Here is a 24,475-nt window from a genome sequence, read left to right as displayed (position 1 = left end):
TCAGGCGGCTACGCCCTTCATCATCTGCTCCAAGTCGGTGTCCTCCACTTCCTTCTTTTGGTCGGCAATGGCAAGAAACTCCTGGTAAACGTCATCGAGCTGCACCTTGGTCAGGTTGTAGCCGAGGAGCTTGAAGCGGTAGGCCAGGGCGGCACGGCCGCTGCGGGCGGTGAGGACGATCTTGGACTGGTCGACGCCGACTTCCGCCGGATCGATGATCTCGTAGGTATCGCGACGTTTGATGACGCCGTCCTGGTGGATGCCGCTGGAGTGAGCGAAGGCGTTGTCGCCGACGATTGCCTTATTGGGCTGCACCATCATGCCCATGCTTTCGCTGACCAGGTGACTGGTTTCGAGCAGCAGTTTCGAGTTGATGTTGGTGTACAGATCGAGCTGGGGGTGTTGCCGCATGATCATGACGACTTCCTCGAGGGACGTATTGCCGGCCCGTTCGCCGATCCCGTTGATGGTGCATTCGATCTGGCGGGCACCGTTCTGGACGCCGGCGATGGAGTTGGCGGTGGCCAGGCCGAGGTCATTGTGGCAGTGAGTACTGAGGGTACACTTATGGATGCCGTTGACGTTATCGCGCAGGTAGGCGATCTTGGCTCCGTACTCTTCGGGCAGACAGTAGCCGGTGGTATCGGGAATGTTGAGGACCGTGGCACCGGCGTCGACGACGGCCTGAATGACGCGGGCCAGAAACTCATTGTCGGCCCGGCCGGCATCTTCGGCGTAGAACTCAACGTCTTCGACGTAGGATTTTGCGTGCTTGACCGCGGCGACGGCTCGTTCGATGATTTTGTCGGGGGTAGTACGTAGTTTGTACTGGATGTGGCTGTCGCTTACCCCGATACCGGTGTGAATGCGGGGGCGGCGGGCCACCTTGAGGGCTTCGGCGGCTACGTCGATGTCGTTCATGACGGCGCGGGTGAGGCCACAGACGACTACGTCCTTGACCGTCTGGCCGATCTCGACTACGGATTTGAAATCGCCCGGACTGGAGACTGGGAATCCGGCCTCGATCACGTCTACTCCGAGCAGCTCGAGCTGGCGGGCAATGACCACCTTCTGGCGGGTGTCGAGCTTGCAGCCGGGCACTTGTTCGCCGTCGCGGAGGGTGGTGTCGAAAATTTGGACTTGGTTAGTATTCATACTTGTTGCGGGCCGGTTAGCGGGCTTCTTATATCTTTAGGGCTTATTCTGGCAGAACTTAGTCGATCACATAAAAATACCGCTTCCCCGGAGAATGCGGGGAGGCACGACCTCATATAATCTACCGTAATGCTACGTGGGTGTCAAAGGAATTGTTCTGTAATGCTTTGACATTCAATCTTATACTGAAACAGTTTATACAATGCCTAAGCAGAAGACCGACGACCTACTCAAACTGGTGGCTTCCCTCAACCGCGCCGAAAAGCGTCACTTCCGCTTGTTCGTGAAGCGCAACCAGCAGGCGGATGCGGACATCCTCTTTCTCCAGCTCTTCGATATCCTCGAACGCACCGGTGAATACGACGAGGCTTATCTGCTTAAACGGATCGAAGGTATAAAAAAGTCGCAGCTGAGCAACCTTAAGGCACACCTGTACAAGCAGTTGCTCACGAGCCTGCGCCTGCTCAACCGCAACAAAGACGAAGAAATCACCCTGCGCGAGAACCTCGACTATGCCCGCATCCTCTATAACAAAGGCCTTTACCGCCAGTCGCTCGACATCCTCGACAAGGTAAAAAAGCGCGCCATCGAAGTAGAATCGAACACCATCGCCCTGGAGACGGCCCAGTTCGAAAAACTGATCGAAGGACAGTACATCACCCGCAGCATTAAGGGAAGGGCGGACGAACTCAGCCAGGAGTGTGACGTACTCACCCAGAAGATCAGCGACTCCAACGCCTACTCCAACCTCTCCCTCCGGCTTTACGGCCTCTACCTGAAGGGCGGGATGGTCAGCAGTGCGGAAGAATCGGAAGCCGTCCTCTCCTTTTTCCGCGAGAACCTGCCGAAAGGGGATTTTGAGGACCTGGACTTTTGGGGCAAGGTCTACTACTGCCAGAGCTACACCTGGATGCACCTGATGCGTCAGGAGTTCCCCCTCTGCTACCGCTACACCCAGCGGTGGGTGGAATTGTTCCGCGAGAACCCCCGGATGATCGAGGCCAATGCCCCCCTTTACCTGAAGGGGCTGCACAACCACCTGGCCAACCTCTTCAACATGTGGCAGTACGATAAATTTATCGCGGAGCTGCACCACCTCGATCTTTTCCCCCACCAGTTCGACCTGACGAACAACGTCAACGTAGCCGGACTGTACCACCTTTACCAGTTCGATCACCAGATCAGGAGGCACTACATGGAGGGCACCTTCACCCAGGGACTGGGCCTCGCGCCCCAGATTATGGAGGTCATCGAAGACAATCGCTACAATTGGGACGACCACCGGCACATGGTCTTTTACTACCGCATCGCCTGTCTGTACTTCGGAAGCGGCGACAACGATACGGCCATCGACTACCTCAACCTGATCATCAATCAGCGGAGCCCCAATTACCGGTCCGACATCCAGGCCTATGCCCGCATCCTCAGCCTGATCTGTCACTTCGAAATGGGCAACGTGCAACTGGTGGAGTATCAGGTGAAATCGGTGTACCGCTTCTTGTCTAAGGTGGAGCATCTGCAACAAACCCAGCAAATCATCTTCCGCTTCCTGCGGCGCATCCCCCGCATCCGGGAGGAGGACCTGCGCGACGAGTTCATCAAACTAAAGAAACGGTTGGACGAGATTGCGAAGATTCCCTACGAGTCGCGCCCCTTTACTTACCTCGATATACCGAGCTGGCTGGAATCCAAGATTGAGGGAATCTCCGTACAGGAGGTGATCCGGCGGCAATTCGAAGAGAACAGGCAGCTGGCCTAGGGTGAAACCGGAGAAGGTTAACTGATGGCCTCAGCGGTGGACTTCCGTTGCGGGGCGGCGGGGCGGGGCGACAACACTGCCTCGCGGGCGGCCTGCATGGGAATACCGATGCAGCGCTTTTCCATGTACTGGAGCATGCGGTCCATCAGCTCCCGGGCCTGGGGGTCGAGGTCTTCGAGCTCCTTGCGGAAGACTTTATTGACCGCGTTGTGGCGGATGGCCTTGATCTGCCCCGGAACTTCGACCATGGCGCGCTCGATGAGACGGGTCTGGTAGAGGGTTTCGGTTTCGACGAGGTGGCGCTCGATGATTTCGTGGGCCAGGTCGACCTCGCGGCGGCGGAAGTCCATGTTCTCCTCCGCCAGGGCACGCAGGTGCTCGATGGCGATGTAGGTAAATTCATAACGGGCTATGGTGCTTTCGGCGACGTCAGCCGGGACGCCGAGGTCGACTACGATCTTATCTTTCGGAGACTCGCCGGCCAGCAGCGATCCGAACAGTTCCGGCGTGATGGTTGCGTGAGCCGCGGCCGTGCAGACGAACAGGACGTCGAATCCATCCCGGTAATCGCTTAATTCTCCCAGGCTCAGTGCCCGTCCGTTCTCGAATCCACTTACCAGCTGCTCGGCGCGTTTTACGGTACGGTTGGCGATGGTGACGTTGGCGTAGCCCTGCTTGCGCAGAAACTTGGTGACCAGGAGGTTGGTCTGCCCGGCACCTACCAGCAGAATCCTGGCCTTCCGACTGGGAGCGTACCGTTGCAGTTGTTGCATGGAAAGCGAAACGACGGAAACGGATTTTTCACCGATGCGGGTGTTCGCGTAGATGTCCTTCGCGGCGAGGACGGCCTGGTTGCAGATGATGCGCAGGTCGTCGCCGATCAGTCCCCACTTCCAGCAGCGCTCCTGACTTTCCCGTAGCTGACCCAGTATTTGCCGTTCACCGACGACGAGGGAATCGATCGAACCGGCTACTTCATATAGGTGCCGGATCGCGCGCAGTCCGGAGAGGTGCTTCAGGCGGGTCAGTCCGGCGGCCGGGAAGGGCAGCAGGGAACTTTTGAATACGTCGTCCACCTTTTGGTCCGTCGTGAAGAGGAGCAGGATGCGATTGCAGGTGGAGGAATAGAATATTTCGTTGACCATTCCGCGGTCCCGCAGCTGAGCGAGCCGCTCGTGCAGGCCATCTCCCCCCTCAAACGCGGTTACCAGCTCGCCAATCTCTTTGAGTTTGGCATTGCGGTGGGTAAGCGTAAGAATGTGAAAGTGCTGCAGCATGGATGGGGTCGGAACGGTCACAAAGATAAATTAAGCGGAAAAGGCTTCTGTCATAATGGAGTAGAAATAGGCACCACTAGACTTCCGTGCGATCATTCTAGCACCCTTTAAACACCCTAGGCCGCATCCTGGATGATGGCCGAGAAGTACCAAGCGTAAAACAACAGTAAAACATAGCCCTCCCAGCGGGTGATCTTGCGGTTGTTGCTCATGACCCCCAGCAAAACGGTCATGACGATCATCAGGGGCAGGTAAGTCGTGATGATCTCGGGAGGGATAACCAGCGGACCGAAAAAGCGCGGAATGGCCATCACGATGAAGGTGTTAAAAATGTTGGACCCGATGGCATTGCCCACTGCGATCGACGCCTTGCCCCTACGCGCCGCCGCCAGACTCACGGCCACTTCGGGAAGGCTCGTCCCGACGGCTACGGCAGACAGTGCGATCACGGTGGGTGCCACGTTCAGGATGGTGCTGATGCCGGTGATGGCCTCGATAACGAAACTGGCAGCCAGGCTCACCCCGGCACCGCCGACGATCAGCAGCAGATAGTCCTTCACCCCGGCTCCGGGACGGTCCTTCTTGTCGGGCTTGTCCTGGTCCTTAAAGCTGTACGCCAGAAAAATGACGATCCCCCCGAGGAACAGGAAACACTCGAAGATCGACAGATTACCATCCATTACCGTGAAGTACAGCAGGAAGGCGCTGCCCCACAGGAAGGGAATGTCGATGTGCCAGAGGTTGTAGTCGAGGTCGATGTTCTTCACCACCACGGCGGTAAGCCCGAGCACCAGGGCGATGTTGGTGATGTTTGACCCCACCACGTTGCCGATTACGATCTGGCTGGTGCCGTCGAGTACCGAGACAATGCTCGTAGCCAGTTCCGGCAGCGAAGTGCCGAAGGCCACGATGGTGACTCCGATGATGAACGGACTTATGCCCAGCGACAGACCGATGCGCTCGGCCGACTCCACGAAGCGGTCGCTCGACCACAGCAGCGCCGCGATCGCAACGACAAAAATTCCAATCTGTATAGCTAAATCCATGGTCAGGCGGTACGGGGCGTAGTGGACACGCTGTCATCAAAGGCCGGCAGCGCCGCCATCAGTTGGTTGCGTAGGGACTGCAGGCGGTCGTGCGACTTGCTGCGGCCGCTGAACCGCCCGGCCCAGAAGGCCCGGTAAGTGACCCAGTAGCGTAGGGCAAATAGGCCGGATACGGGCAAACTAAGCAAGTAAAGCCAGCCCTGACCGCCGGGATATATCCAATTAAGTAGGAGGGTTTGCAAGAGGTAAAGCAGGGGCAACACTACCCACGAACCGAGGGTCTGCACCGTAGCTTTATAGCCGCGGTCGATGCCGAGTGCCTTCCAGATCGCATTGATTGCCACCAACCAGGGCAGGTGATTGATCAGGCCGTACAGGAAGAGCGGCAGGGCAAGGAAGAGCCCGGGGGTATAATTGCGCCGGGGGTGGCTGCTGTATTCGAGGTCCTGCCGGCCCTCCGCGCGCAGCAGGCTATCGTACTCACTCGCCAGGGCGCAGAGCGATTCGCGTTGGTCTTCCCCCAGTTCGCGTAACCAGGTGAGGATGCGTTGGGTGCGGTAGTGGTGGGCCGAGACGGTCATGGGGCGGTCGTTTTGGACGCTCCGGTCGATGCGGCGCAGGCACCTTTCTTCGGTCTTGTTTTTGGTGTGGATCAGCAGGCCCTCCATACGCTCGCTGAGCAGGTTGGTCAGGCCGCGGACCGCCCGCATGGGGCTCTTTTCGTACTGTTCGCGCCATTCGGCGGCGACGATCGGTTCGCCATAGCGCACGAAGGCGCGGCTGAAGCAGGTAGTGGGACTTTCGTAGTTGATGCCCACGGGCTGTAGGGTTATTCCCAGCTTCCACCCGTTGCGGGATTCTCCCTCGAGGGCCAGGCTGGCCGCCCCGGCTTTTACTTTTCGCAGTTTGCGCTCAAGCTCGGAGTAGGCCTCCGGGGCGATGTACATGATCTTGCCCGTTTCCAGGGCGTTGAAGGTGCGGTTGAACACTTCTTCCTTACTGCCCTTATCGGCGCCGGCTTCCTTGTCCTTGGGGCGGGCTACCGGTATGCAGAAGGGGTCGATGATGAAGGCCGTCACGGGGTTCATCCACAGTCCCGCGTTGGCGAGAAAGTAGGTCTGGTAATCGAGGTGAATGCCGGCCATGAGCGGATCGGCCAGGGTGTTCGGGTGATTGCCGCACAGCAGCGTGGGGCCGGGGTGGTTGGCGTAGTGCACCCCCTCGGTTTCCATCGCGGGGTAAAAGGTGCGGAGCATCCAGCGACTCAGGAAGTGCAGGACCCAGAAAAAGGGTTTGGACATAGTCAGTTGGTAAACGGGGCTGCAAAGTAGGCATAAAGCGCAAGCCGGTCACGACTCGAAGCCGATCAGGTAGTCGCGCACCAGCTGGTCGAAGATCCCTCCTTGCCCAAAGTGAAATTTCACTTCCACGGGCAGGACGAAGACGGGCAGCTTCTCCGCGGCGATGTATTCGCGGTGCACTTCCAGGCGGGTAGCATCCTTTTCCGTCGTAATGATGGCGCGGTGGCGCCCCGGCATTTCTTCGAAGCGTCGCTTCAGGTTCGACAGGTCGTTCGCGCTGAAGTAGTGGTGGTCGGCGTAGTCGAGGCTGCGCACGTTTTTGGCGGCGGTGCGCAGGTGCGAGAGGAGGTAATCCGTATTAGCAATGGCGGAAATCAGGAGGACGTCGATCCCTTCTTCCATTCTCAGGCGGTAACGGTGGTCGAGCAGGTAATACGGGGTAGCGTAACCGTAGTAGCTGAAGAACACCCGCTGGTGCGGCAGGGGGTCGATCTCTTCGATCAGACGGTCGGCGGCGGCGCGGTCGAGGTTGGGGGGACACTTGCTGACGACGATCACGTCGGCCCGCTCGTACCCACTGCGCCATTCCCGCAGGCGGCCGCTGGGCAGGAGGTAGTCGCGGGTGAAGGGGAGGGCGTATTCGGTAAGTAGGATGTTCAGGCCCGGCTTGACGGCCCGGTGCTGGAAGGCGTCGTCGAGCAGGACCAACTGAATGTCGGGGCGGCGGCCTACGATCTCCGGAATGGCAAAGGCCCGTTCTTCGGCAACGGTGACCATCACGTCGGGAAATTTGCGCGCGTATTGCAGGGGTTCGTCGCCGACGTCCTCCACCGGCATCTCCGGCCGTACTTCCAGGAAGCCCCTAGTCTTGCGGCGGTAGCCCCGGCTGAGGGTAGCAATGTTGATGTAGGGGTCGAGCAGCCGGATCAAGTACTCGATGTGCGGCGTCTTCCCCGCCCCGCCTACCGATAGGTTTCCGACGCTGATCACCGGCACCGAAAAGGAAATGCCCCGCATGATGCCCCGCCGGTAGGCCCAGTTCCGAAAGCCTACCCCCGCCCCGTAGAGCAGCGACAGGGGGGAAAGCAGCAATTTGGCAACGGTCGATTGTACCACGGAACAGCAACACCTTAGCAGCGGTGAATAGTTTAGGCGGGCTTACTTGGGTGGAGTGGGCTCTGGTCCGAGACTTTTTTTTCCAACGCAGATTTAAGCAGATTTTCTTCGCGGATTTTCGCGGATTTGCTGCCGCTCGGCTTTGCTCGGCGTAAAACGCCTCGACCTTAGGTGGTGTTGCTGCCGCATGGGTCTGCTCGGCGTAGAACGCCTCGACCTTTTAGCGGCTCGACTTTAGGTGGCGTAGAAGAACTTGCGCTTGCCCAGGATGCCAGATAGGGCTAGCATTACCAATGCTACTGCTCCTGCGATTCCCGCCCAAAAGATGGGTGGCGCGTCCTGTTGTTCTACGGCGACGGCGACCAGGGCCCAGGCTACCGTGAGGGCGTAGATGCCGTCGTTGCGCAGGCCCAGGTAAATGCCCAGCGAGATTAAGACCAGGACGAGGGCGGTGGCGATGTAGATGGCTGTTTGCGGAGCGAAGGATACCCCCAATTGATCGAGGGCGAGGGCGGTGGAGATGACCGTTGCCGCGCTGATCCAGCCCAGGTAAATGGAGGGGGCGAAGTAAGTCCAGCCGTACTGCGGATCGCCTACCTCCCGAACGTGGGCGCGCAGGGCGAGGTGGGCACCGATGAGGGCTACGAGGTGCCAGAGCAGGTCTACGAATCCCCACAGCTGGTTGCTGCCCAGGCTGATCGGAACGAAGGCGATGCTCGCCAGGCCGGCAACCGTGAGAAAGCGGTAAGCGCGGCGGAGGGGGACCGTATCCCGGTCTACCTTCAGCTGCAGGGCGGAAAAGATCAGCATGCCGGTGAAAATTACGCCCCAGATGGAGAAGCCGTAGCCGGCGGCGTCTACCCGGGTGTCGACGTCGTCGGTGAAGCGGTCCTGGGAGACATCGAGCAGAATGGGCAGGTAATTGACCACCGGCACCAGGATGAAGGTGGCCAGGAGGGCGTAACGCCAATTGCGGGTGGCGGGGGAGACGGGCATGGGGTGAAGGTTTTGGGTATACAACCGAATGCATGCTGTGGGGTTAATTCAGCGTACTATAATAATCGAACCTGCTATGGCTCTCCAGCCCCACTTCGGAAAACAGGGCGTGCTGCTCGTCAACCTGGGCACGCCGGATGCCCCCACGCCGGCGGCGGTCAACCGCTACCTCGGGGAATTCCTGACCGACCCCCGGGTGATCGACAACCTCCCCGGCGTAGCCCAGCAACTGCTTGTGCGGGGCATCATCGCACCGATCCGCTCGGGTATCGTGAACCCCTTCAAGGCCGGTGGATCGACCAAGCTCTACCAGGAACTGTGGACGGAAAACGGCAGTCCGCTTAAGTATTACGGAGAAGTGGTGACCGAAAAGGTTGCCGCCGCCCTGGGCGACGACTACGTCGTGCGGCTCGCCATGCGGTACCAGAGCCCCAGCATTGAAGCCGCCCTCGGTGAACTGCTGGCCGAACAGGTTTCGAGCATCCTTGTTTTCCCGCTCTTCCCCCAGTACGCCAGTGCCACCACCGGCTCGGTACACCAGGAAGTGATGCGGCTGCTGAGTAAGCAGCAGACGATCCCCGACGTGAAACTCGTCAACAGCTACTACGAGCAGCCGGAGTTGATCAAGGTATTTGCCGACAACGCCCGCGACCTTGGCGACCTGGATCGCTACGATCACATCATCTTCAGCTACCACGGCCTGCCCCAGCGGCAACTCAAGAAGGCCGACGACTGCAATCACTGCTACGTGGTCGACGGCTGCTGTGGGAGCATCTCCCGCGTCAACCAGTTTTGCTACAGCGCCCAGTGCCACGCCACCACCCGCGCCATCGCGGACAACCTGGGCCTGAGTCCCGACCGCTACACGACCAGCTTCCAGAGCCGACTCGGGTTCGACGACTGGGCCAAGCCCTACACCATCGACGTGCTGGAGGAGTGGGCCAAGGAGCGGGGAGCGAAGAAGATCTTGTGCTTCAGCCCGGCCTTCGTCGCCGACTGCCTGGAAACGACCATCGAGATCGGGGTGGAATACCAGGAGGAGTTCGAAAAGTGGGGCGGCGAGCGGATCGACCTCGTACCCAGCCTCAACGACGATCCGCGGTGGATCGCCGCACTAGCGAGCATGATCCGTCAGGAAACCCGGGAAGCAGTAGCATGAAGGAAGCCTACTTTATAAGTGGTATCGGTACCGAGGTGGGTAAAACGGTCGCGAGTGCGTTTCTGCAGCTTGCACTCGATGCCGACTACTGGAAACCGGTGCAGGCCGGCGACCTTGCCTTCGGCGATACCGAACGGGTACGGGAATGGACCGGTCTGCCGAATGAGCGCTACCATCCCGAACGCTACCGGCTAAATACACCCGCCAGTCCCCACTACGCTGCCCGGCTGGATGGGATAGAAATAAAGTTGGCCGACTTCACGCTGCCGCCGCAGCGCGGGCGTCCCCTATTGGTGGAGGGGGCGGGGGGCTTACTGGTGCCAATCAACGAACGCCACTGCATGATCGACCTGGCGATTCACCTGGACCTTCCGGTGATCCTCGTTTCCCGACATTACCTGGGTAGCATCAACCATACGCTGCTGAGTTTGGAGGTGCTGCGGGGACGCGGGTGCAAAGTCGGTGGCATCGTATTCAGCGGCGGCGATAACCCGGAGTCGGCACGGATCATCGAAAAAATGGGAGGGGTACCCATAATCGCGACACTTCCCGAATTGCCGGTGGTGAATCGGGAGGCACTACGCAAGCTGGCTGCGCAAACCGAGCTTAACTTCACGCCTTCGTGAAAGTTCTCATCGTCCGCTTTTCGTCCATCGGTGACATCGTACTGACTTCGCCGGTCGTGCGCTGCGTAAAATTGCAGACCGGGGCGGAGGTGCACTTTCTCACTAAGAAAAGCTTTGCAGCTACCGTACGGCATAATCCGTACATCGACCGCCTATGGCTGATCGAGAAGAACCTGTCGGAGATCGCCGGCGACCTGACGGCGGAAGGCTTCACCCACCTGATCGACCTGCACGGCAATCTGCGGACGCTGGAGCTGAAGCAGCGGCTGCGGTTGGGAAACCTACGGCGTGGTCGGAAACCTCCGCGAACGGCCACCTTCGATAAGCTTAATGTTCAAAAATTTCTGCTGACCCGCTTTCGGATCGACCGCATGCCCGATCGGCACATCGTGGATCGCTACCTCGATGCGGCGCAGGACATTCTCGGGGTAACGGACGACGGGAAGGGGCTGGATTACTTTATCGGCGTGGAAGAAGGCGTACAGGCTCCCGACGTACCCTACGTGGCCTTTGTGATCGGGGCGGCCCATGCGACGAAGCGACTGGAAACCGAGCAGATGATTGAAATCTGCGCCGCCCTACCCTGCCCCGTTGTTTTATTGGGTGGGCCCGCCGAGGCGGAAATGGGCGAACAAATCGCGGCGACCGGGACGCACATTGAGAATGGCTGCGGAAAGTATTCGCTGAACGGTTCGGCCGACCTGGTGCGGCGGGCGGCGGTGGTGATCACCCACGACACGGGTTTGATGCACATTGCCGCGGCCTTCCGGCGGCCGATCGTGAGCGTATGGGGGAATACCGTGCCGACCTTTGGGATGTATCCCTATTTGCCGGATGGGCCGGCGCACGTGACGGCCGAGGTGGGGGGACTAGACTGTCGTCCCTGTTCCAAGATCGGTTATGCGGCATGCCCACAGGGGCACTTTCGCTGTATGCGGGATCAGGACCTGGTGGGGATTGCGCGGGCTGCGCTACTCGCGGTCGAAGCGTAGTTCCTGAAGGACCATCCGCTCTCCCTTTTTGGCTACGTAAATATAGACCCGGTAGACGCCGGTGCTGGTGGTCAGGTTACCGATGCAGTATTCCGCGTTGTCTGATTTCGAGGAGCCCTGGTGTACCTGGCTGAAGTTAGAGGGTGCGTTAGCGGAGAAGAAGGAGGAAAGTTGCTGAACGGCTCGATCGCGCGAGTAGAGATTTTCCTGTCCCAGTACGCTTAGTTCTACCTCCGTATCCATCATGGCGGCCAGGGAGGAGGTGTTACCACTTCCCAGCGCCTTGGTGATGTCACCGATGGTTTGGGCAGTGGCCATATCGGTTGCCAGCAGGGGCGAGATCACGATGGCCAGGGTGAGCAGAATGGAGTTCATGGGGTAAAGTTTGTACTTATAAAACAACGGTGCGATACAAGAGGGTTAATAAGGTGACGTTAAATTACAACCCCCTACCTTAACCAGTTCACGGTAGCTAATGTAGGGGAGGGGCACCGTTGAAGCCCCTTATTTTACTAACTAACAGAAAACACTGCCCGGGCGGTTTGTTGTTTATCACAATTAACACTACCTTTGCGGGCCGCAAACAGCGGTATAAATTTCAGCAGCCATGGACGCCATCTCCTTCGTACAAGAACAAGTCAGCAAAAAGAAAGAATTTCCCAAGTTTCGCGCCGGTGATACCGTCGTAGTAGACTACATCATTACGGAGGGAGAGAAATCACGGATTCAGCAGTTCCGCGGTGATGTGATCCAGATCAAGGGAGAAGGCTCGACCAAGACCTTCACCGTCCGCAAGATCTCCAACAGCATCGGCGTAGAGCGTATCTTCCCCATGTCCTCCCCCAGCATCGACAACGTTACCATCGTCAAGAACGGTAAGGTGCGCCGCAGCCGCCTGTTCTACCTCCGCGACCGCGTAGGCAAGAAGGCGCGCATTAAGGAGCGCCGCGTCTAATTAGCTATCGCCCGTCGAACGGTTTAAAACCGTCCAACGAGTAACAGCCCCGCCAGCCCGTCCCTTCACCACGAGGGGACGGGCTGCGTTTTTTACGGAAGTTGGTACGGCCATGATACTACCGGATACTCCTGTAGAATGCAATGCCGATATTGCGGCATGACACACGCAGAACGCGCCGCCGACTTCCTGCTCGACGAGGCCCGCACCGACTGGCACGACGAATCGTTGTGGCAGGTGCGCGGCAAGCGGGACACGATCGTGCATGCGATCCCCGAATGGGAAGCATTGCGCCAGCTGGGCTCCGACATCAAGGACAACGTCCTGAGTAACCTGGACACCTACCTCGAGCAGTTCGAACGACAGGCCACGGCCAATGGTGTCACCGTACACTGGGCGAAGGATGCGGCCGAACACAACCGGATCGTCCACTCCATCCTAGCGCGCCACCGGGTGAACCGCATCGTAAAATCCAAGTCGATGCTTACCGAGGAATGCCACCTCAATCAGTACCTCAAGCAGCAGGGCATCGAGGTGATCGACACGGACCTCGGTGAGCGCATCATTCAGCTGCGTAAGGAACCGCCCAGCCACATCGTTATGCCGGCGATCCACCTGAAGAAGGAGGAGATCGGTCAGCTTTTTTACGAACAACTGGGCACCGACGAAGGGGCGAGCGATCCGCAGTACCTCACCGAAGCCGCCCGTCAGCACCTGAGAGAAAAGTTTCTCGCCGCCAAGGCCGCGATCACGGGGGTCAACTTTGCGGTTGCCGAAACGGGCGGAATCGTCGTCTGCACCAACGAGGGCAACGCCGATATGGGTGTCCACCTGGCTCCGGTACAGATCCACTGCATGGGCATTGAGAAGGTCATTCCGCAGGCCGAACACCTGGGAGTATTCACCCGCTTACTGGGCCGCAGTGCCACCGGACAACCCATAACGATATACACCAGTCACCACCACCGACCCAAGGAGGGGGGGGAGATGCACGTGGTCATTGTCGACAACGGCCGTACCGAACAGCTCGGCCGGGAGGAGTTTCGCAACAGCCTGAAGTGCATTCGCTGCGGTGCCTGTATGAACACCTGCCCGATCTACCGGCGCAGTGGCGGACACAGCTACGACCACACCATACCCGGACCCATCGGCAGTATCCTTTCGCCGGGCATCGATCTGAAAAAACACGGCGACCTGGCCTTCGCCTCGACGCTCTGCGGCAGTTGTTCCGATGTCTGTCCCGTCAAGATCGACATTCACGATCAGCTGTATAAGTGGCGGCAAATGGTCAGTGAAGAAGGTCTACTGCCCAAGACTAAAACCATCCCGCTTGCCGGGGCCGGTACTGTACTGAGCCATAATGGCCTCTACAATATCATGGGCAAAGCGGCCCGGGTTGCCCTCAGTCATGCCCCCCGCGTGCTGGTATACAATGGAATGAATCCGTGGGGGAAGACCCGCGAGCTACCCGAAGTTCCTAAAGAAAGCTTCAAGGAGTGGTACGCCCGCACCCATAAATCCAAATTTTGAGCAGCAAGCGTAACATCCTCGAGCGCATTCGCGCGAACAAACCCGGTCCACGTCCGCTACCCGCGCTGCCTCCGGATCCTTTGGCGGGGGCGCAGGAGCAATGGGAAGCGACCTTCCGGGCCGTCCTGGCCGCCAGCAAGACCACTTTCATTACGACCGCGGACCTTCCCAGTTACGTAAGGGGCTTTGAAGACAAGACGATCGTATCGACGGTCGCCGGCGTACCGGGAAACCTGGACCCACACAGTATAGCAGATCCCTTACAACTTGCCGGGGTGGAGCTGGCCGTACTGCACGCCCGGATTGGCGTAGCGGAGAATGGCGCCATGTGGGTAAGCGAGTCCGAGGCGGTGCACCGGGTGCTGCCCTTCATCACCCAACACCTGATTCTGGTGGTGAAACGCGATGATCTGGTAGGAACCATGCACGAGGCCTACCGGGCCATCGACATTCAGGAGACTGGCTTTGGAGTGTTCATAGCGGGGCCGAGTAAAACGGCGGACATCGAGCAGAGCCTGGTGATCGGAGCCCATGGTCCGCGCAGCCTGCTGGTGTGCCTGGACTAGCGCCGGAGCGTACACGAAGCGTAAACTTTAACACTTTTTCGTAATACTTAGGGCGGGCAAAGCGTTTAGTAACGCACCTGACTAAACAATCAGGTACCCACACCGGGTTCGCGCGGCAATTGCACCAGTACCGCGCTACCCATCACCAAACCAACGCCATATGGCTACCATTCAGAGTAATCCAGATCCTAAGTTTACCCCTTCTCCCAGGCCGAAACCCAACCGCACGCCCCTCCTCGCGGGGATCATCGGCGTCCTCCTCATCGCCCTGATCGCCCTCGGTATTGGGTTCATGAACCGGGGTACCGATAATGCCAAACTTTCGACCGACCTGGTGGAAATGGAGCAATTCAAGGCACAGGCCGAGAAGCAGTACTACGAGTCGCTCGCCGAACTCGAGGAAATGCGCGGCAGCAACGAAGAGTTGAACGCCATGATCGATCAGCAGAAGGAAGAACTTCGCCTGCAGAACGAGAAGATCACCAGCCTGACCAACGATTCGCGTAACCTCGCCGCCGCCCGCCGTGAACTGGCCGACCTTAAAACCAAGACCACCGGCTACCTGGCCGAACTCGAAGAGCTCCGCACCGCAAACGCCAAACTGGCCGAAGACCGCGACCGCCTCTCTACCGAGCGCGACCTGCTGAGCAGCGACCTGCAGGTGAGCCAGCAGACCAACGAGCAGCTCAACAGCGAGCGCGCCGTGCTCGTGAGCGAACGTGAACAACTGGCCACCAAGAACAACGAACTGAACCGTAAGGTCAACGTTGCCAGCGTGATCAAAACCAATAACATCACCGCGGAAGGACAAAAGCAACGCAACAGCGGCCGCTGGGTAACCCGCACCAACGCCAAGAACGTCGAGCGCATCTACGTATGCTTTAACAGCCTCGACAATGCCGTAGCCCGTGCCGGTGAGGAAACCTTCCAGATGCGCGTCATCAACCCCAACGGTGAGACCATGAGCATCGAAGCCGAAGGAAGTGGCGTACTCACCACCGACGACGGAGAGCAGGTTCCCTACACCAAAACGGTTCCCTTTGATTTTCAGGGAGACGCCGCCAATCACTGTGCGGAGTGGAACGTCCCCGGCACCGAGTACGTCGAAGGGGTATACACCGTAGAACTGTACAACAAAGGTTTCCTGGTGGGCAACACCCAGCTGGAACTCAAGTAAGCAAGTCAGCCATTTATAACGGGGCTGCCTCCAACCGGGGGGCAGCCCCGTTTGTATTTGTGGCGTGACCGTTGACGACTACACCGCCGAACTGATCCGCCAGGATTTCGACCTGCCCCGTGGCTCAATGACCGAGGCCGACCTGCTGCACTGGCTGGCGCAGCGGGTGGCCGAGCTTATGGTGCACCGAATGGAATACCTGATGAGCCTCTGTTATACCCTGGACCTTTCGGAGGAGGAGGTTGCTATTGTTCTGAGTCCCGTTGCTCCCGCGGCCCCGCACGAAGGTTTGGCCCGGTTGCTCTACGAAAGACAGTGCAGAAGAGCCGAGACAAAGCGCTCCTACCCCACCACCCCACTCGACGACGATGATGCCTGGTAAACCGACCCAACGCGATCGGCACGACCCGCCGGCCGAGTACGCCGAACGGATGAGCGGCCCGGTACCTGACTATCTCCACCGAGTGGAACGACAGACCTACTTGAAGACCGTTGCTCCGCAGATGATCACCGGATCACTTCAGGGGCGAATGCTGGCCCTGCTCGCTACTTTACAGCATCCCGTGCGTGTACTGGAACTCGGCACGTTCACGGGTTACGGTACGCTCTGTTTGGCGGAGGGGCTGGCGACGGGCGGGACGATCGATACCGTCGAGGGTAACCCGGAAATGGCGTGGCTGGCGGAACGGCACTTTGCGGATTCGCCGTTCGCCGACAGCATAAACCTTCACGTAGGGCAAATTTCGGACTGGTTGCCGAAGCTCACGGGACCGTTCGACCTGATCTACGTCGATGCCGACAAACAAAGCTATCCCTACTACTTTGGGATACTGGTGGACCGCCTGCGTCCCGGTGGTTTACTGCTGGCCGACAATGTGCTCTGGGACGGTAAAGTCGGCAGTAAGGGGCCGGACCCCGATGCGGCGGCTCTGCGGGAGTACAATAGGCTGGTGCTGGAGGATCCACGGCTTGAAGTGGTGGTACTGCCCATTCGGGACGGTTTGTCCGTAGCCCGTAAAAGCTTGGTTTAGGCGGGTTTACCCGAACAAGCCCCGGGGTGAGTAACATATACAAATGTGTTATTTACACAGAACAAAAACCAACCAACTATGCAATTCATCACCACGAAAGATCAAAAAACGGGAAAGGAAGTCAAGCTACGCTACCAGGAGTACGGTAGCGGCAAGCCCGTCGTATTCATTCACGGCTGGCCGCTTTGCGGCGATATGTTTGAGTACCAACTGGAGCCGTTGAGCCGCGAAGGGCTGCGCTGTATCGCGTACGACCGCCGGGGTTTTGGCTACTCTTCTAAAGTTGGAGACAGCTATAACTACGATACGCTGGCCGACGACCTGAACGCGGTACTGACCGAGCTCGACCTGCGCGACGTAACCCTCGTCGGATTTAGCATGGGCGGCGGCGAAGTCGCCCGCTACATCGGTAAGTACGGAGAGGACCGCCTGGCGGCCGCCGTGCTCGTCAGCTCCGTAACTCCCTATATGCTTAAGACCGACGACCACGAAGGCGTCGAGTGGGACGTATTTCAGGGCATGATCGACGGAATACGGAAAGACCGTCCCGAATTCCTGGCCAACTGGGCAAAGAATTTTTACGGCGTCGGTCTGCTGAGTCACCCGGTTAGCGATGCTTTCCAGGCCTGGACGCTGGGTATGGCACTGACGGGTTCGAGCACCGCCGCCATCGACTACATTGCGGCCTTCGGAAAGACCGACTTCCGTCGTGACCTCCAGAAATTTACGATCCCTACCCTGATCGTACACGGTGAGGACGACAAGATCGTACCCGTTAAAGTCGGTGGAGACGCCACCAAGGAACTGCTGCCGAGCGCCATCTACCACAAGTACGACGACGCACCCCACGGATTGTTTTATACCCACAAGGAGCGCCTCAACCGGGATATTCTTTCGTTCGTGAGGACAAAGGCCAGCACCGAGCGGGAGATCCCCATCCGGTAGCTAAGGATAGACCTTAAATGAAAAAGCCGGCCGTTCCCTCGGGAACGGCCGGCTTTTTTTATGCCGACACTTCGGCGGCGGCGGCTACCGCTTCTTCCTTCGGGAGTCCTTCGATCCCGTTGACCGTCGTGTACTTGAAACTCAGTTTCTTGTCGGGGTAGATGTAATTGAAGGCCGACTGGACCGCCAGGGTTCCTTCGTGGAAACCGCAGAGGATGAGTTTGAGCTTTCCGGGATACGTGTTGATGTCACCAATGGCGTAGATGCCCGGTACACCAGTACTGTAATCGCGGGTATCAACTTCGATGGCGTTCTTGTCGATGGTGAGGTTCCAGTCCGCAATCGGTCCGAGCTTGGGCGACAGGCCGAAGAGTGGAATGAAATCATCGACGGCGACGACGACTTCCTCACCCGTCTTGTGACGAACGGTGACGCCCGCTACCTCCTCATTTCCGACGATCCCGACCGCCTGGGCATTGGTGACCAGGTTGACGCGACCGGATTTGGCCAGCTCGTGCACTTTCTCCACGCTGTCGAGCGCACCGCGGAAACTGTCGCGGCGGTGGACAAGGGTGACCTCGCTGGCTACGTCGGCGAGGAAGATGGTCCAGTCAAGGGCGGAATCTCCACCACCGGCCAGCAGTACTCGCTTGTCGCGGTAGACCTCGGGATCGCGGATCACGTAGGCTACGCCGCTGTCTTCAAATCGTTCAATGTTGGGGATGGGCGGTTTGCGGGGTTCGAAGCAGCCCAGTCCGCCGGCAATGCAGATGACCGGGGCCTGGATTACGGTACCGCGACTGGTAGTGAGCTCGTACATTTTTTCCCCTACCTGCCGGAGCCTCTCGGCCCGTTCGCCGAGGGTAAATCCTGGATTGAAGGGCTTGATCTGCTCCATCAGGTTGTCGACCAGGTCGCCGGCGAGGACGCTCGGGAATCCCGGAATGTCGTAGATGGGTTTTTTGGGGTATATCTCGGTCAGCTGACCACCGGGTTGGCCGAGGCTATCCACCAGGTGACAGCGCAGCTTCAGCAGGCCGGCTTCGAATACCGTGAAGAGTCCGACGGGGCCGGCACCAATGATGATAATATCTGTCTGAATCATGATATAGCTTTAATGTATCTCGAAATGATCCGGTTCAAGTCGGTGGGAATTAGACGTGTAATCCGCACTCATCCTTGTCGCTTCCGGCCCAGCGCCCATCGCGCCCGCGCCCGGGGCGCGTGCAGTGGGTACAGCCGATGGAGCCGTACCCCAGGGCTTCGAGGGGGTGGCGGGGCAGCTTATCCTTTTCGAGCAGGTAGAGAAATTCCCCTTCCTCGATGTCGATGAGGGGGTGAAAGTGTATGAGCCCGTCGACTTCTTCGAAAATCTCCATCGCGGCCCGATTCATCGTCTGGTAGCTGTGGACACCGGACATCCAAACCTTGTGGCGTGCCTTTACGGCGCGGAGGGGCAGAACCTTATTGTAGTGGCAGCAGCGCCCGGGCTGGCTTTCCCACATTTTGGTCTCGCGGGTCAGCGCGTGCTTTTCCGGGTCGGGAAGGATCTCAACGACTTCGAGTCCCGTGAGCTGTGCCAGGGTATCCTTATATGCCATCGTTTCCGGAAAGTGGTAGCCCGTATTGAGCATGTGTACCTTCTGGGCGGCGTTAGCACGGCTGACCAGCGTAAGCATGACGACCGACTTGGTGCCGAAGCTGGAGGTGAATAAGACATCGTCTACGGGAAAGTACTCGTAGAGTCGGCGAATACGCTCCTGAAAATCCAGGGAGGCATACTCTTCATTTAGTGCGGCCAGGTTGTACGTGACGGCGGTGTCGGAATGGGGCAAGCTCATCAATTCAGGGTATTTTCATCCGGCTTTAAAGTGGGATCTTCTTCTCCGGTTGCGGAGGCTACCAAACAACCGCCGGGGGGACAGCGATGGCCCGTACGGACCGAGGCAAGTAAACCGCTCGTAAGCGTATTGAGTTCGCGGACCTTCGACTGGAAATCACCCGTAAGCCGATCCCGAAACACCTTAAGGCCATCGATCAACTCGGTGGTTTCAACCTCCGGCAACTCGGCTTCCAGCCACTGGCGAAAGCGCTTCGCGAAGGTTGGGCTCTGTCCGTTGGTACTGATGGCGACCTTCAGCGGACCGCGGGTTACGATGCTGCCGAGGTAGAAGTCACATAGTTCGGGCGTATCGGCAATGTTGCAGAGGCGACGGTGGGCGCGGGCAGCTTCCCATACGGAGTGATTGACGTTGCGGAAGTTGGTAGCGGCAACAACGAGGTCGGCTTCCCGAACGTCGTCGGGGTTGAACTCACGACGGTACCAGGTGACCGTACCGCCGGATGCCGTGTACCAGCGTCCGGCGGCTTTTTCCGGAGAGGCCGGCTCCTGCGCCCCCGCCCCACTTCCCGTCTGCCCTTCGAGGAGCGCGCGAAGCTCCTCCCCCATCCACGGGGCAACCACGGTGACGCGGGCGTTGGGACTGCTCTTCAGGATGAAACTGAGCTTCTCCTCGCCGACCTGCCCGGCACCCACGACCAGCATCTGCAGGCGGTCGAGGCGGAAGAAAGCGGGATAGAGTTGGTTGGTCATGGTAGGGATAAGGGTATAGCAGTTTAGGTATTTTTCAGGTGCTTTATCCGGTGCTCAAAGTCGGCGTGTTGCCGTACCGTTTCGCCTAAAACTATAATCCCCGGCCCTTTATCCCGTTCGGCGGCTACTCGCTCGGCAATATCGTTAACGGTGCCTACCCAGCATTTTTCGTTGGGTCGGCTACCGTTCTGGATCACCATAGCGGGCAGTTCTCCCCGACCCTCAGCGTCCCAGAGGGCGCAAATTTGGTCGAGCCGGCCAAGTCCCATCAGGATGATGACAGTAGCTCCGGAGCTGGCCGCACGGAAAAGATCATCGCTCAGTCCGCCATTACGGGTATGGGCGGTAATGACCCAGAAGCTGTCGGCATACCCCCGGCTGGTGGGCGCTACGCCCTGTAACTCCGGCAGGCTGATGCAGCTGCTGATACCGGGAACGACTTCGACGGGGATACCGTGAGATTCGGCATAGGCTTTTTCCTCCTGTCCACGACCGAATACGAACGGATCGCCGCCCTTCAACCGAACCGCGTGGCCGTATTCCCTCGCCGTGGTGACGAGCAACTCGTTGATTTCTTCCTGCTTCTTGTAGTGGCAACCGGCTCGCTTGCCGACGAAGATGCGCTGGCAGTGCGCCGGCGTCTCATCCAGCAATTCGTAGTTACTCAGGGCATCGTACAGCACGACGTCGGCGGTGGCCAGGGCCTTCAGCCCCTTGCGGGTGATGAGGTCTGGATCACCGGGGCCGGCACCTACCAGGGTAATTCGGGCGGAAGAGGAAATAGAAGCCTGCATACGTGTTATGCTTTATAGTATTCACTGACCACTTGCTTGTCCAACTGCCGCTCGCGGGTCGCGATGGCTTTGCTGACAAAAGCGCGGGCGTCCGCAAGATACGTAGAAACAAACTCAGTAGTAGGCTCCGTATTTTTGATACGTAATACGTAGTTTTTGAAGTCAGTGATTTCGGGAAAGCGTGCACCGAAATGTTCCTGAAAATCACCGAGGATGCCGATGTGGGTATTGCACTTCACGTCTTCAGCCAGCAACAGCGCCTTGGCAGCGGTGACCATGGCTGAATATGCGTGGTAACCGGCGTCGGCGGGGGCTCCTCCTTCCAGGCTGCGGCCGGCGGCGATGAGCTTGTTGCTGCTGTCGTTGAGGATGGCTCCGATGACGTCGAGGCTAACGCCGGCGCATTCCCCCACGCCGATCTCCTGCTTGTAGTCTTCGTCCTGTCCCCAGTCGTAGAATTCTTCGTCGGCGATCTCGCTGGTGTCACCGAGGTGCTTCAGCAGGCCGTAGAAGTAGCGCTTGCCCTGCCGCTCGGCGTAGTCGTTGTAGTATTCTCCCTCGTGGGCCTGGTCCTTATAGTCGAGGAAAAGAATGCGAACGGCCTCGGGGACCCGGCGGGTGGGTACTTTGATCACCTTCTGGGCAATGAAGCCGCGGCCGTCGGGCGCGATTCCTCCTCCCACCACTACCTGCATGGCGGGGGCGATCCGATCGCCGACCCGAATGCTGGATCCGTGGAAGCCGATGTTGGCGGCCATGTGCTGGCCGCAGGCGTTCATGCACCCGCTGATCTTGATGCGGATGTCGTTCTCCGTGACCATCTCGGGAAATTCGTCCCGTACCATTGCTTCCAGTACCTGGGCGAGTCCGGTGGAGTTGGTCACGCCGAGGGCACAGGTATCGGTACCGGGGCAGGCGGTGATGTCGGCCGTAGTGTCGTAGCCCGGCAGACCGAGGTCGAGGGCGTAGAGGGCATTGAATAGGTGGGGCAGCGCGGTGGGGGGCACGTAACGCAGCACCATGCCCTGCTGTACGCTCAGGCGGATGTCGTCGCTGGCGTGGGTCCGGATCACGCCGGCCAGGAGGCGCGCCTGTTCGGCTTCGAGGTTGCCGAGCGGGATGCGGATGGCTACGGCGCGGTAACCGCCCTGCTTTTGCTCTAGTACGTTGGTCTTGATCCACTCGGCGTAGACGGAGGCGTCGACGGGTTCGACCGGGGGGAAGTTGTCGGCCGGTACCTGTCCGAGTTGGGGGACGAGCGAAGGATCGATCTCGTAGGTCTTGTTGGCAATGGCGGGCCATTCTTCGTGGATCAGTTCCATGAAGCGCTCGAAGCCGAGGTCCTTGATGAGGAACTTCATGCGGGCCTTCATGCGCTTTTCACGCTCTCCGTAGCGATCGAACACCCGGATGGCCGCCTCCTGAAAGGGAATAATCTGGTCGGCCGGCAGAAATTCGAAGGCAGTGTGGGCGACCATCGATACCGCGCCCAGTCCGCCACCGACGACGACCTTGAAGCCCCGCTTCCCGTCTTTGATGCGGGGGATGAAGCCGAAGTCGTGAAAATAAGTGAAGGCGCTGTCGCGATCGCTGCTCGAAAACGCCGGCTTGATCTTGCGGCCCATCTCCTGGCAAATGGGGTTGCGCAGGAAGTAGTCGAAGGTGGCGTATACATAAGGACTCACGTCGAAGAGCTCCTCGGGGTCCACGCCGGCGAGGGGGCTGGCCGTGAGATTGCGGACGGTGTTGCCGCAGGCCTCGCGGGCCGTCATGCCGGCTTCTACCAGTTCCTTCCAGATGGCCGGGCTGTCGTTCAGTTTCACATAGTGCAACTGTACATTCTGCCGGGTGGTGATGTGGAGGCGTCCGTTGGTGTACTTCTCCGATATATTGGCCAGGGCAATAAGCTGGTCGGGAGTAATGTGCCCAAAGGGAATCTTGGTGCGAAACATGTGCACACCCATTTGCCGCTGTCCGTAGACGCCGCGGGTCAGGCGGTAATGCTTGAAGCGGTCCTCGTCTTCCTTGCCCCGCTGGTAGGCATAGATGCGTTCGGTTAGTTCGTCGATGTCCGCGCGGTTGGCGGCGTCTAGGTGGGTCAACTGGGGGGCTGCGGTCGCTTTCATATGACCAAAGTACCCGTAAGGGGGCCGTCCGTTCGAATGGAAGCAGGAACAAACGATCATATGAACGGACAATCGAAGCACCGAACACCCTATAGTACAGCCATATACACATTGATACATCTATATTCAACAGAATCTTAACATATATTTATAGTTACATGTATTAGGGCGGGGGCGCGGGAGCAACGTAATTCAGGCGAGCAATGACGGTCACCCGGCGTGGATTCCGCTGACGATACTCATTGTCTGTTCACCTTGTGCTTTCTGGCGTCAAAACGGGCCATGGGGTGTCGCCACCCCCATTGTTAGGACAAACATCTCCGAAATATAGCAGCCGACATAATAAGACGGATTTCAAAATTATGTTCTTCTAAATCGTAATCAGAAAAATCATAATCTACTATTGTGTTAATTTCGGAATTATTATCTGCTAATCTCGTTAATTGTGCGTTAAAGGTTAAAGTAATTGGCAAATAAAATTGTGTATGTCGAACTCCTTAGCCTATATTTGACATCACAAGGGGTTGCGCCCCCTTTCCTTTTTGCTTTTGTCTTGGGTTGCACACCCCTTCTTTCATTCTTCACTAAAGTCTATCTATACATCTACGTCTACACTAACTGTTAACCGGCAGTAGCGTCGGATCCCGCTTCGGGAAATAATCCCAAATTGAAACATTGTTAGTTATGGACGTCAAGTCTCTCAACGATCAGGAACTGATCAACCTCTACCTCACTGGCCAAGACCGTGCATTCGAAGAACTGCTCGGCCGTCACCAGCAAAAGATTTACACCTCGATCTACCTCTTCACGAAGGATCACAGCAAAGCGGAAGATATCTTCCAGGAGGTGTTCATCAAGATCATCGATACCCTGCGCCGCGGCAAGTACAACCACGAAGGCAAGTTCCTCCAGTGGGCCATGCGCATCTCCTACAACATGTGTGTAGACTCCTTTCGTCGCAACAAGCGCCGCCCACAGGTCGGACAGACGGAAACGTTCAACATTTTCGATGTTCTCCAGTCTCCGGAGGACAACGCCGAACAAGGCATGATCCGCAGCCAGACCCACGATAAGGTCCGCAAGCTGGTCGACGCCCTGCCCCCCGAACAACGTGAAGTCGTCATTCTGCGTCACTACGCCGACATGAGCTTCAAAGAAATCGCAAAGCTCACCCGCGTAAGCATCAATACCGCCCTCGGCCGGATGCGCTACGCCCTGATCAACATGCGCAAGATGGTAGAGGAGAAGGAGATCGTGCTGCAGTAGCCGCCTCCCCCTCAGCCCGAAACGGATATAACAAAACCCCGCTACCGAACCAGGTAGCGGGGTTT

24 protein-coding genes are annotated in these 24,475 nt (G+C 58.4%); 12 read left to right on the top strand and 12 right to left on the bottom strand.

The window, feature by feature from the left end; all coding sequences use genetic code 11:
* On the bottom strand, nt 1–1,155 hold the full coding sequence (locus GGR28_RS12970) for a 2-isopropylmalate synthase (RefSeq protein WP_183496228.1): 1,155 nt from the start codon (nt 1,153–1,155) through the stop codon (nt 1–3).
* A gap of 202 nt (nt 1,156–1,357) precedes the next feature.
* On the opposite strand from GGR28_RS12970, the gene GGR28_RS12965 reads away from it, so the two are divergent.
* Nucleotides 1,358–2,914 carry a hypothetical protein gene (locus GGR28_RS12965; protein WP_183496227.1) on the top strand — a complete coding sequence of 519 codons (1,557 nt, stop codon included), beginning with the start codon at nt 1,358–1,360 and terminating at the stop codon, nt 2,912–2,914.
* Nucleotides 2,915–2,931: 17 nt separating this feature from the next.
* Here the strand turns inward: GGR28_RS12965 and GGR28_RS12960 are convergent, their stop codons facing one another.
* From GGR28_RS12960 to GGR28_RS12940, 5 genes are all read right to left on the bottom strand, one after another.
* Nucleotides 2,932–4,212 carry a glutamyl-tRNA reductase gene (locus GGR28_RS12960; protein ID WP_183496226.1) on the bottom strand — a complete coding sequence of 427 codons (1,281 nt, stop codon included), beginning with the start codon at nt 4,210–4,212 and terminating at the stop codon, nt 2,932–2,934.
* Between the two features lie 95 nt (nt 4,213–4,307).
* Complete coding sequence (locus GGR28_RS12955; RefSeq protein WP_246416708.1) at nt 4,308–5,237, bottom strand: calcium/sodium antiporter; 930 nt, start codon at nt 5,235–5,237, stop codon at nt 4,308–4,310.
* A 2-nt stretch (nt 5,238–5,239) separates the two neighbouring features.
* The gene (locus tag GGR28_RS12950; protein WP_183496225.1) at nt 5,240–6,538 is read right to left on the bottom strand and encodes a 1-acyl-sn-glycerol-3-phosphate acyltransferase; all 1,299 of its coding nucleotides are present in this window, start codon (nt 6,536–6,538) and stop codon (nt 5,240–5,242) included.
* A 48-nt stretch (nt 6,539–6,586) separates the two neighbouring features.
* Nucleotides 6,587–7,654: a tetraacyldisaccharide 4'-kinase gene (lpxK, locus tag GGR28_RS12945; protein ID WP_183496224.1), complete on the bottom strand. Its 1,068-nt coding sequence runs from the start codon at nt 7,652–7,654 to the stop codon at nt 6,587–6,589.
* 234 nt (nt 7,655–7,888) lie between these two features.
* Entirely contained in the window at nt 7,889–8,650 is a 762-nt protein-coding gene (locus tag GGR28_RS12940; RefSeq protein WP_183496223.1) for a hypothetical protein, read from the bottom strand.
* 76 nt (nt 8,651–8,726) lie between these two features.
* Here GGR28_RS12940 and hemH point away from each other — a divergent pair, with 76 nt between their 5' ends.
* From hemH to GGR28_RS12925, 3 genes are read left to right on the top strand one after another with little or no spacing between them, the layout of a single operon-like run.
* Nucleotides 8,727–9,809, top strand: coding sequence for a ferrochelatase (gene hemH / locus GGR28_RS12935; protein WP_183496222.1), 1,083 nt, complete (start codon nt 8,727–8,729; stop codon nt 9,807–9,809).
* Nucleotides 9,806–10,435, top strand: a complete 630-nt coding sequence (bioD, locus tag GGR28_RS12930; RefSeq protein WP_183496221.1) for a dethiobiotin synthase — start codon at nt 9,806–9,808, stop codon at nt 10,433–10,435. Before hemH ends, bioD begins: the two co-directional genes overlap by 4 nt.
* Entirely contained in the window at nt 10,432–11,427 is a 996-nt protein-coding gene (locus GGR28_RS12925; RefSeq protein ID WP_183496220.1) for a glycosyltransferase family 9 protein, read from the top strand. Before bioD ends, GGR28_RS12925 begins: the two co-directional genes overlap by 4 nt.
* On the opposite strand, the gene GGR28_RS12920 is transcribed toward GGR28_RS12925, so the two are convergent.
* Nucleotides 11,407–11,802 (bottom strand): DUF4783 domain-containing protein, encoded by a 396-nt coding sequence (locus GGR28_RS12920; protein WP_183496219.1) that lies wholly within the window; start codon nt 11,800–11,802, stop codon nt 11,407–11,409. The two genes, GGR28_RS12925 and GGR28_RS12920, sit on opposite strands and share 21 nt — an antisense overlap.
* A gap of 232 nt (nt 11,803–12,034) precedes the next feature.
* Between GGR28_RS12920 and rplS the strand changes: the two genes are divergently transcribed.
* From rplS to GGR28_RS12885, 7 genes are all read left to right on the top strand, one after another.
* Nucleotides 12,035–12,382, top strand: a complete 348-nt coding sequence (rplS, locus tag GGR28_RS12915) for a 50S ribosomal protein L19 (RefSeq protein WP_183496218.1) — start codon at nt 12,035–12,037, stop codon at nt 12,380–12,382.
* 159 nt (nt 12,383–12,541) lie between these two features.
* Complete coding sequence (locus GGR28_RS12910) at nt 12,542–13,912, top strand: lactate utilization protein B (protein ID WP_183496217.1); 1,371 nt, start codon at nt 12,542–12,544, stop codon at nt 13,910–13,912.
* Nucleotides 13,909–14,478, top strand: coding sequence for a LutC/YkgG family protein (locus GGR28_RS12905; protein ID WP_221233882.1), 570 nt, complete (start codon nt 13,909–13,911; stop codon nt 14,476–14,478). The genes GGR28_RS12910 and GGR28_RS12905 overlap by 4 nt, the downstream gene beginning before the upstream one ends.
* Before the next feature lie 160 nt (nt 14,479–14,638).
* Nucleotides 14,639–15,655, top strand: a complete 1,017-nt coding sequence (locus tag GGR28_RS12900) for a hypothetical protein (RefSeq protein WP_183496216.1) — start codon at nt 14,639–14,641, stop codon at nt 15,653–15,655.
* Between the two features lie 64 nt (nt 15,656–15,719).
* The gene (locus tag GGR28_RS12895) at nt 15,720–16,037 is read left to right on the top strand and encodes a hypothetical protein (RefSeq protein ID WP_183496215.1); all 318 of its coding nucleotides are present in this window, start codon (nt 15,720–15,722) and stop codon (nt 16,035–16,037) included.
* The gene (locus tag GGR28_RS12890) at nt 16,024–16,686 is read left to right on the top strand and encodes an O-methyltransferase (protein ID WP_246416706.1); all 663 of its coding nucleotides are present in this window, start codon (nt 16,024–16,026) and stop codon (nt 16,684–16,686) included. The genes GGR28_RS12895 and GGR28_RS12890 overlap by 14 nt, the downstream gene beginning before the upstream one ends.
* 78 nt (nt 16,687–16,764) lie before the next feature.
* Entirely contained in the window at nt 16,765–17,631 is an 867-nt protein-coding gene (locus GGR28_RS12885) for an alpha/beta fold hydrolase (protein WP_183496214.1), read from the top strand.
* A 58-nt stretch (nt 17,632–17,689) separates the two neighbouring features.
* On the opposite strand, the gene GGR28_RS12880 is transcribed toward GGR28_RS12885, so the two are convergent.
* The 5 genes from GGR28_RS12880 to GGR28_RS12860 are packed head-to-tail and all read right to left on the bottom strand — an operon-like array spanning nt 17,690 to nt 23,144.
* Nucleotides 17,690–18,736: an NAD(P)/FAD-dependent oxidoreductase gene (locus GGR28_RS12880; RefSeq protein ID WP_183496213.1), complete on the bottom strand. Its 1,047-nt coding sequence runs from the start codon at nt 18,734–18,736 to the stop codon at nt 17,690–17,692.
* A gap of 49 nt (nt 18,737–18,785) precedes the next feature.
* Entirely contained in the window at nt 18,786–19,472 is a 687-nt protein-coding gene (locus GGR28_RS12875) for a phosphoadenylyl-sulfate reductase (protein WP_183496212.1), read from the bottom strand.
* On the bottom strand, nt 19,472–20,224 hold the full coding sequence (locus GGR28_RS12870; protein ID WP_183496211.1) for a precorrin-2 dehydrogenase/sirohydrochlorin ferrochelatase family protein: 753 nt from the start codon (nt 20,222–20,224) through the stop codon (nt 19,472–19,474). Before GGR28_RS12870 ends, GGR28_RS12875 begins: the two co-directional genes overlap by 1 nt.
* A gap of 23 nt (nt 20,225–20,247) precedes the next feature.
* On the bottom strand, nt 20,248–21,018 hold the full coding sequence (gene cobA / locus GGR28_RS12865) for a uroporphyrinogen-III C-methyltransferase (protein ID WP_183496210.1): 771 nt from the start codon (nt 21,016–21,018) through the stop codon (nt 20,248–20,250).
* A 5-nt stretch (nt 21,019–21,023) separates the two neighbouring features.
* Complete coding sequence (locus tag GGR28_RS12860; protein WP_183496209.1) at nt 21,024–23,144, bottom strand: HEPN domain-containing protein; 2,121 nt, start codon at nt 23,142–23,144, stop codon at nt 21,024–21,026.
* Between the two features lie 684 nt (nt 23,145–23,828).
* Here GGR28_RS12860 and GGR28_RS12855 point away from each other — a divergent pair.
* On the top strand, nt 23,829–24,410 hold the full coding sequence (locus GGR28_RS12855) for an RNA polymerase sigma factor (RefSeq protein ID WP_183496208.1): 582 nt from the start codon (nt 23,829–23,831) through the stop codon (nt 24,408–24,410).
* Nucleotides 24,411–24,475: the final 65 nt, after the last annotated feature.

It is taken from the genome of Neolewinella aquimaris, assembly GCF_014197245.1.
Lineage (GTDB): Bacteria > Bacteroidota > Bacteroidia > Chitinophagales > Saprospiraceae > Neolewinella > Neolewinella aquimaris.
The sequence above is the reverse complement of the archived record's forward strand: the minus strand, read 5'-3'. Positions and strand labels throughout refer to the sequence as shown.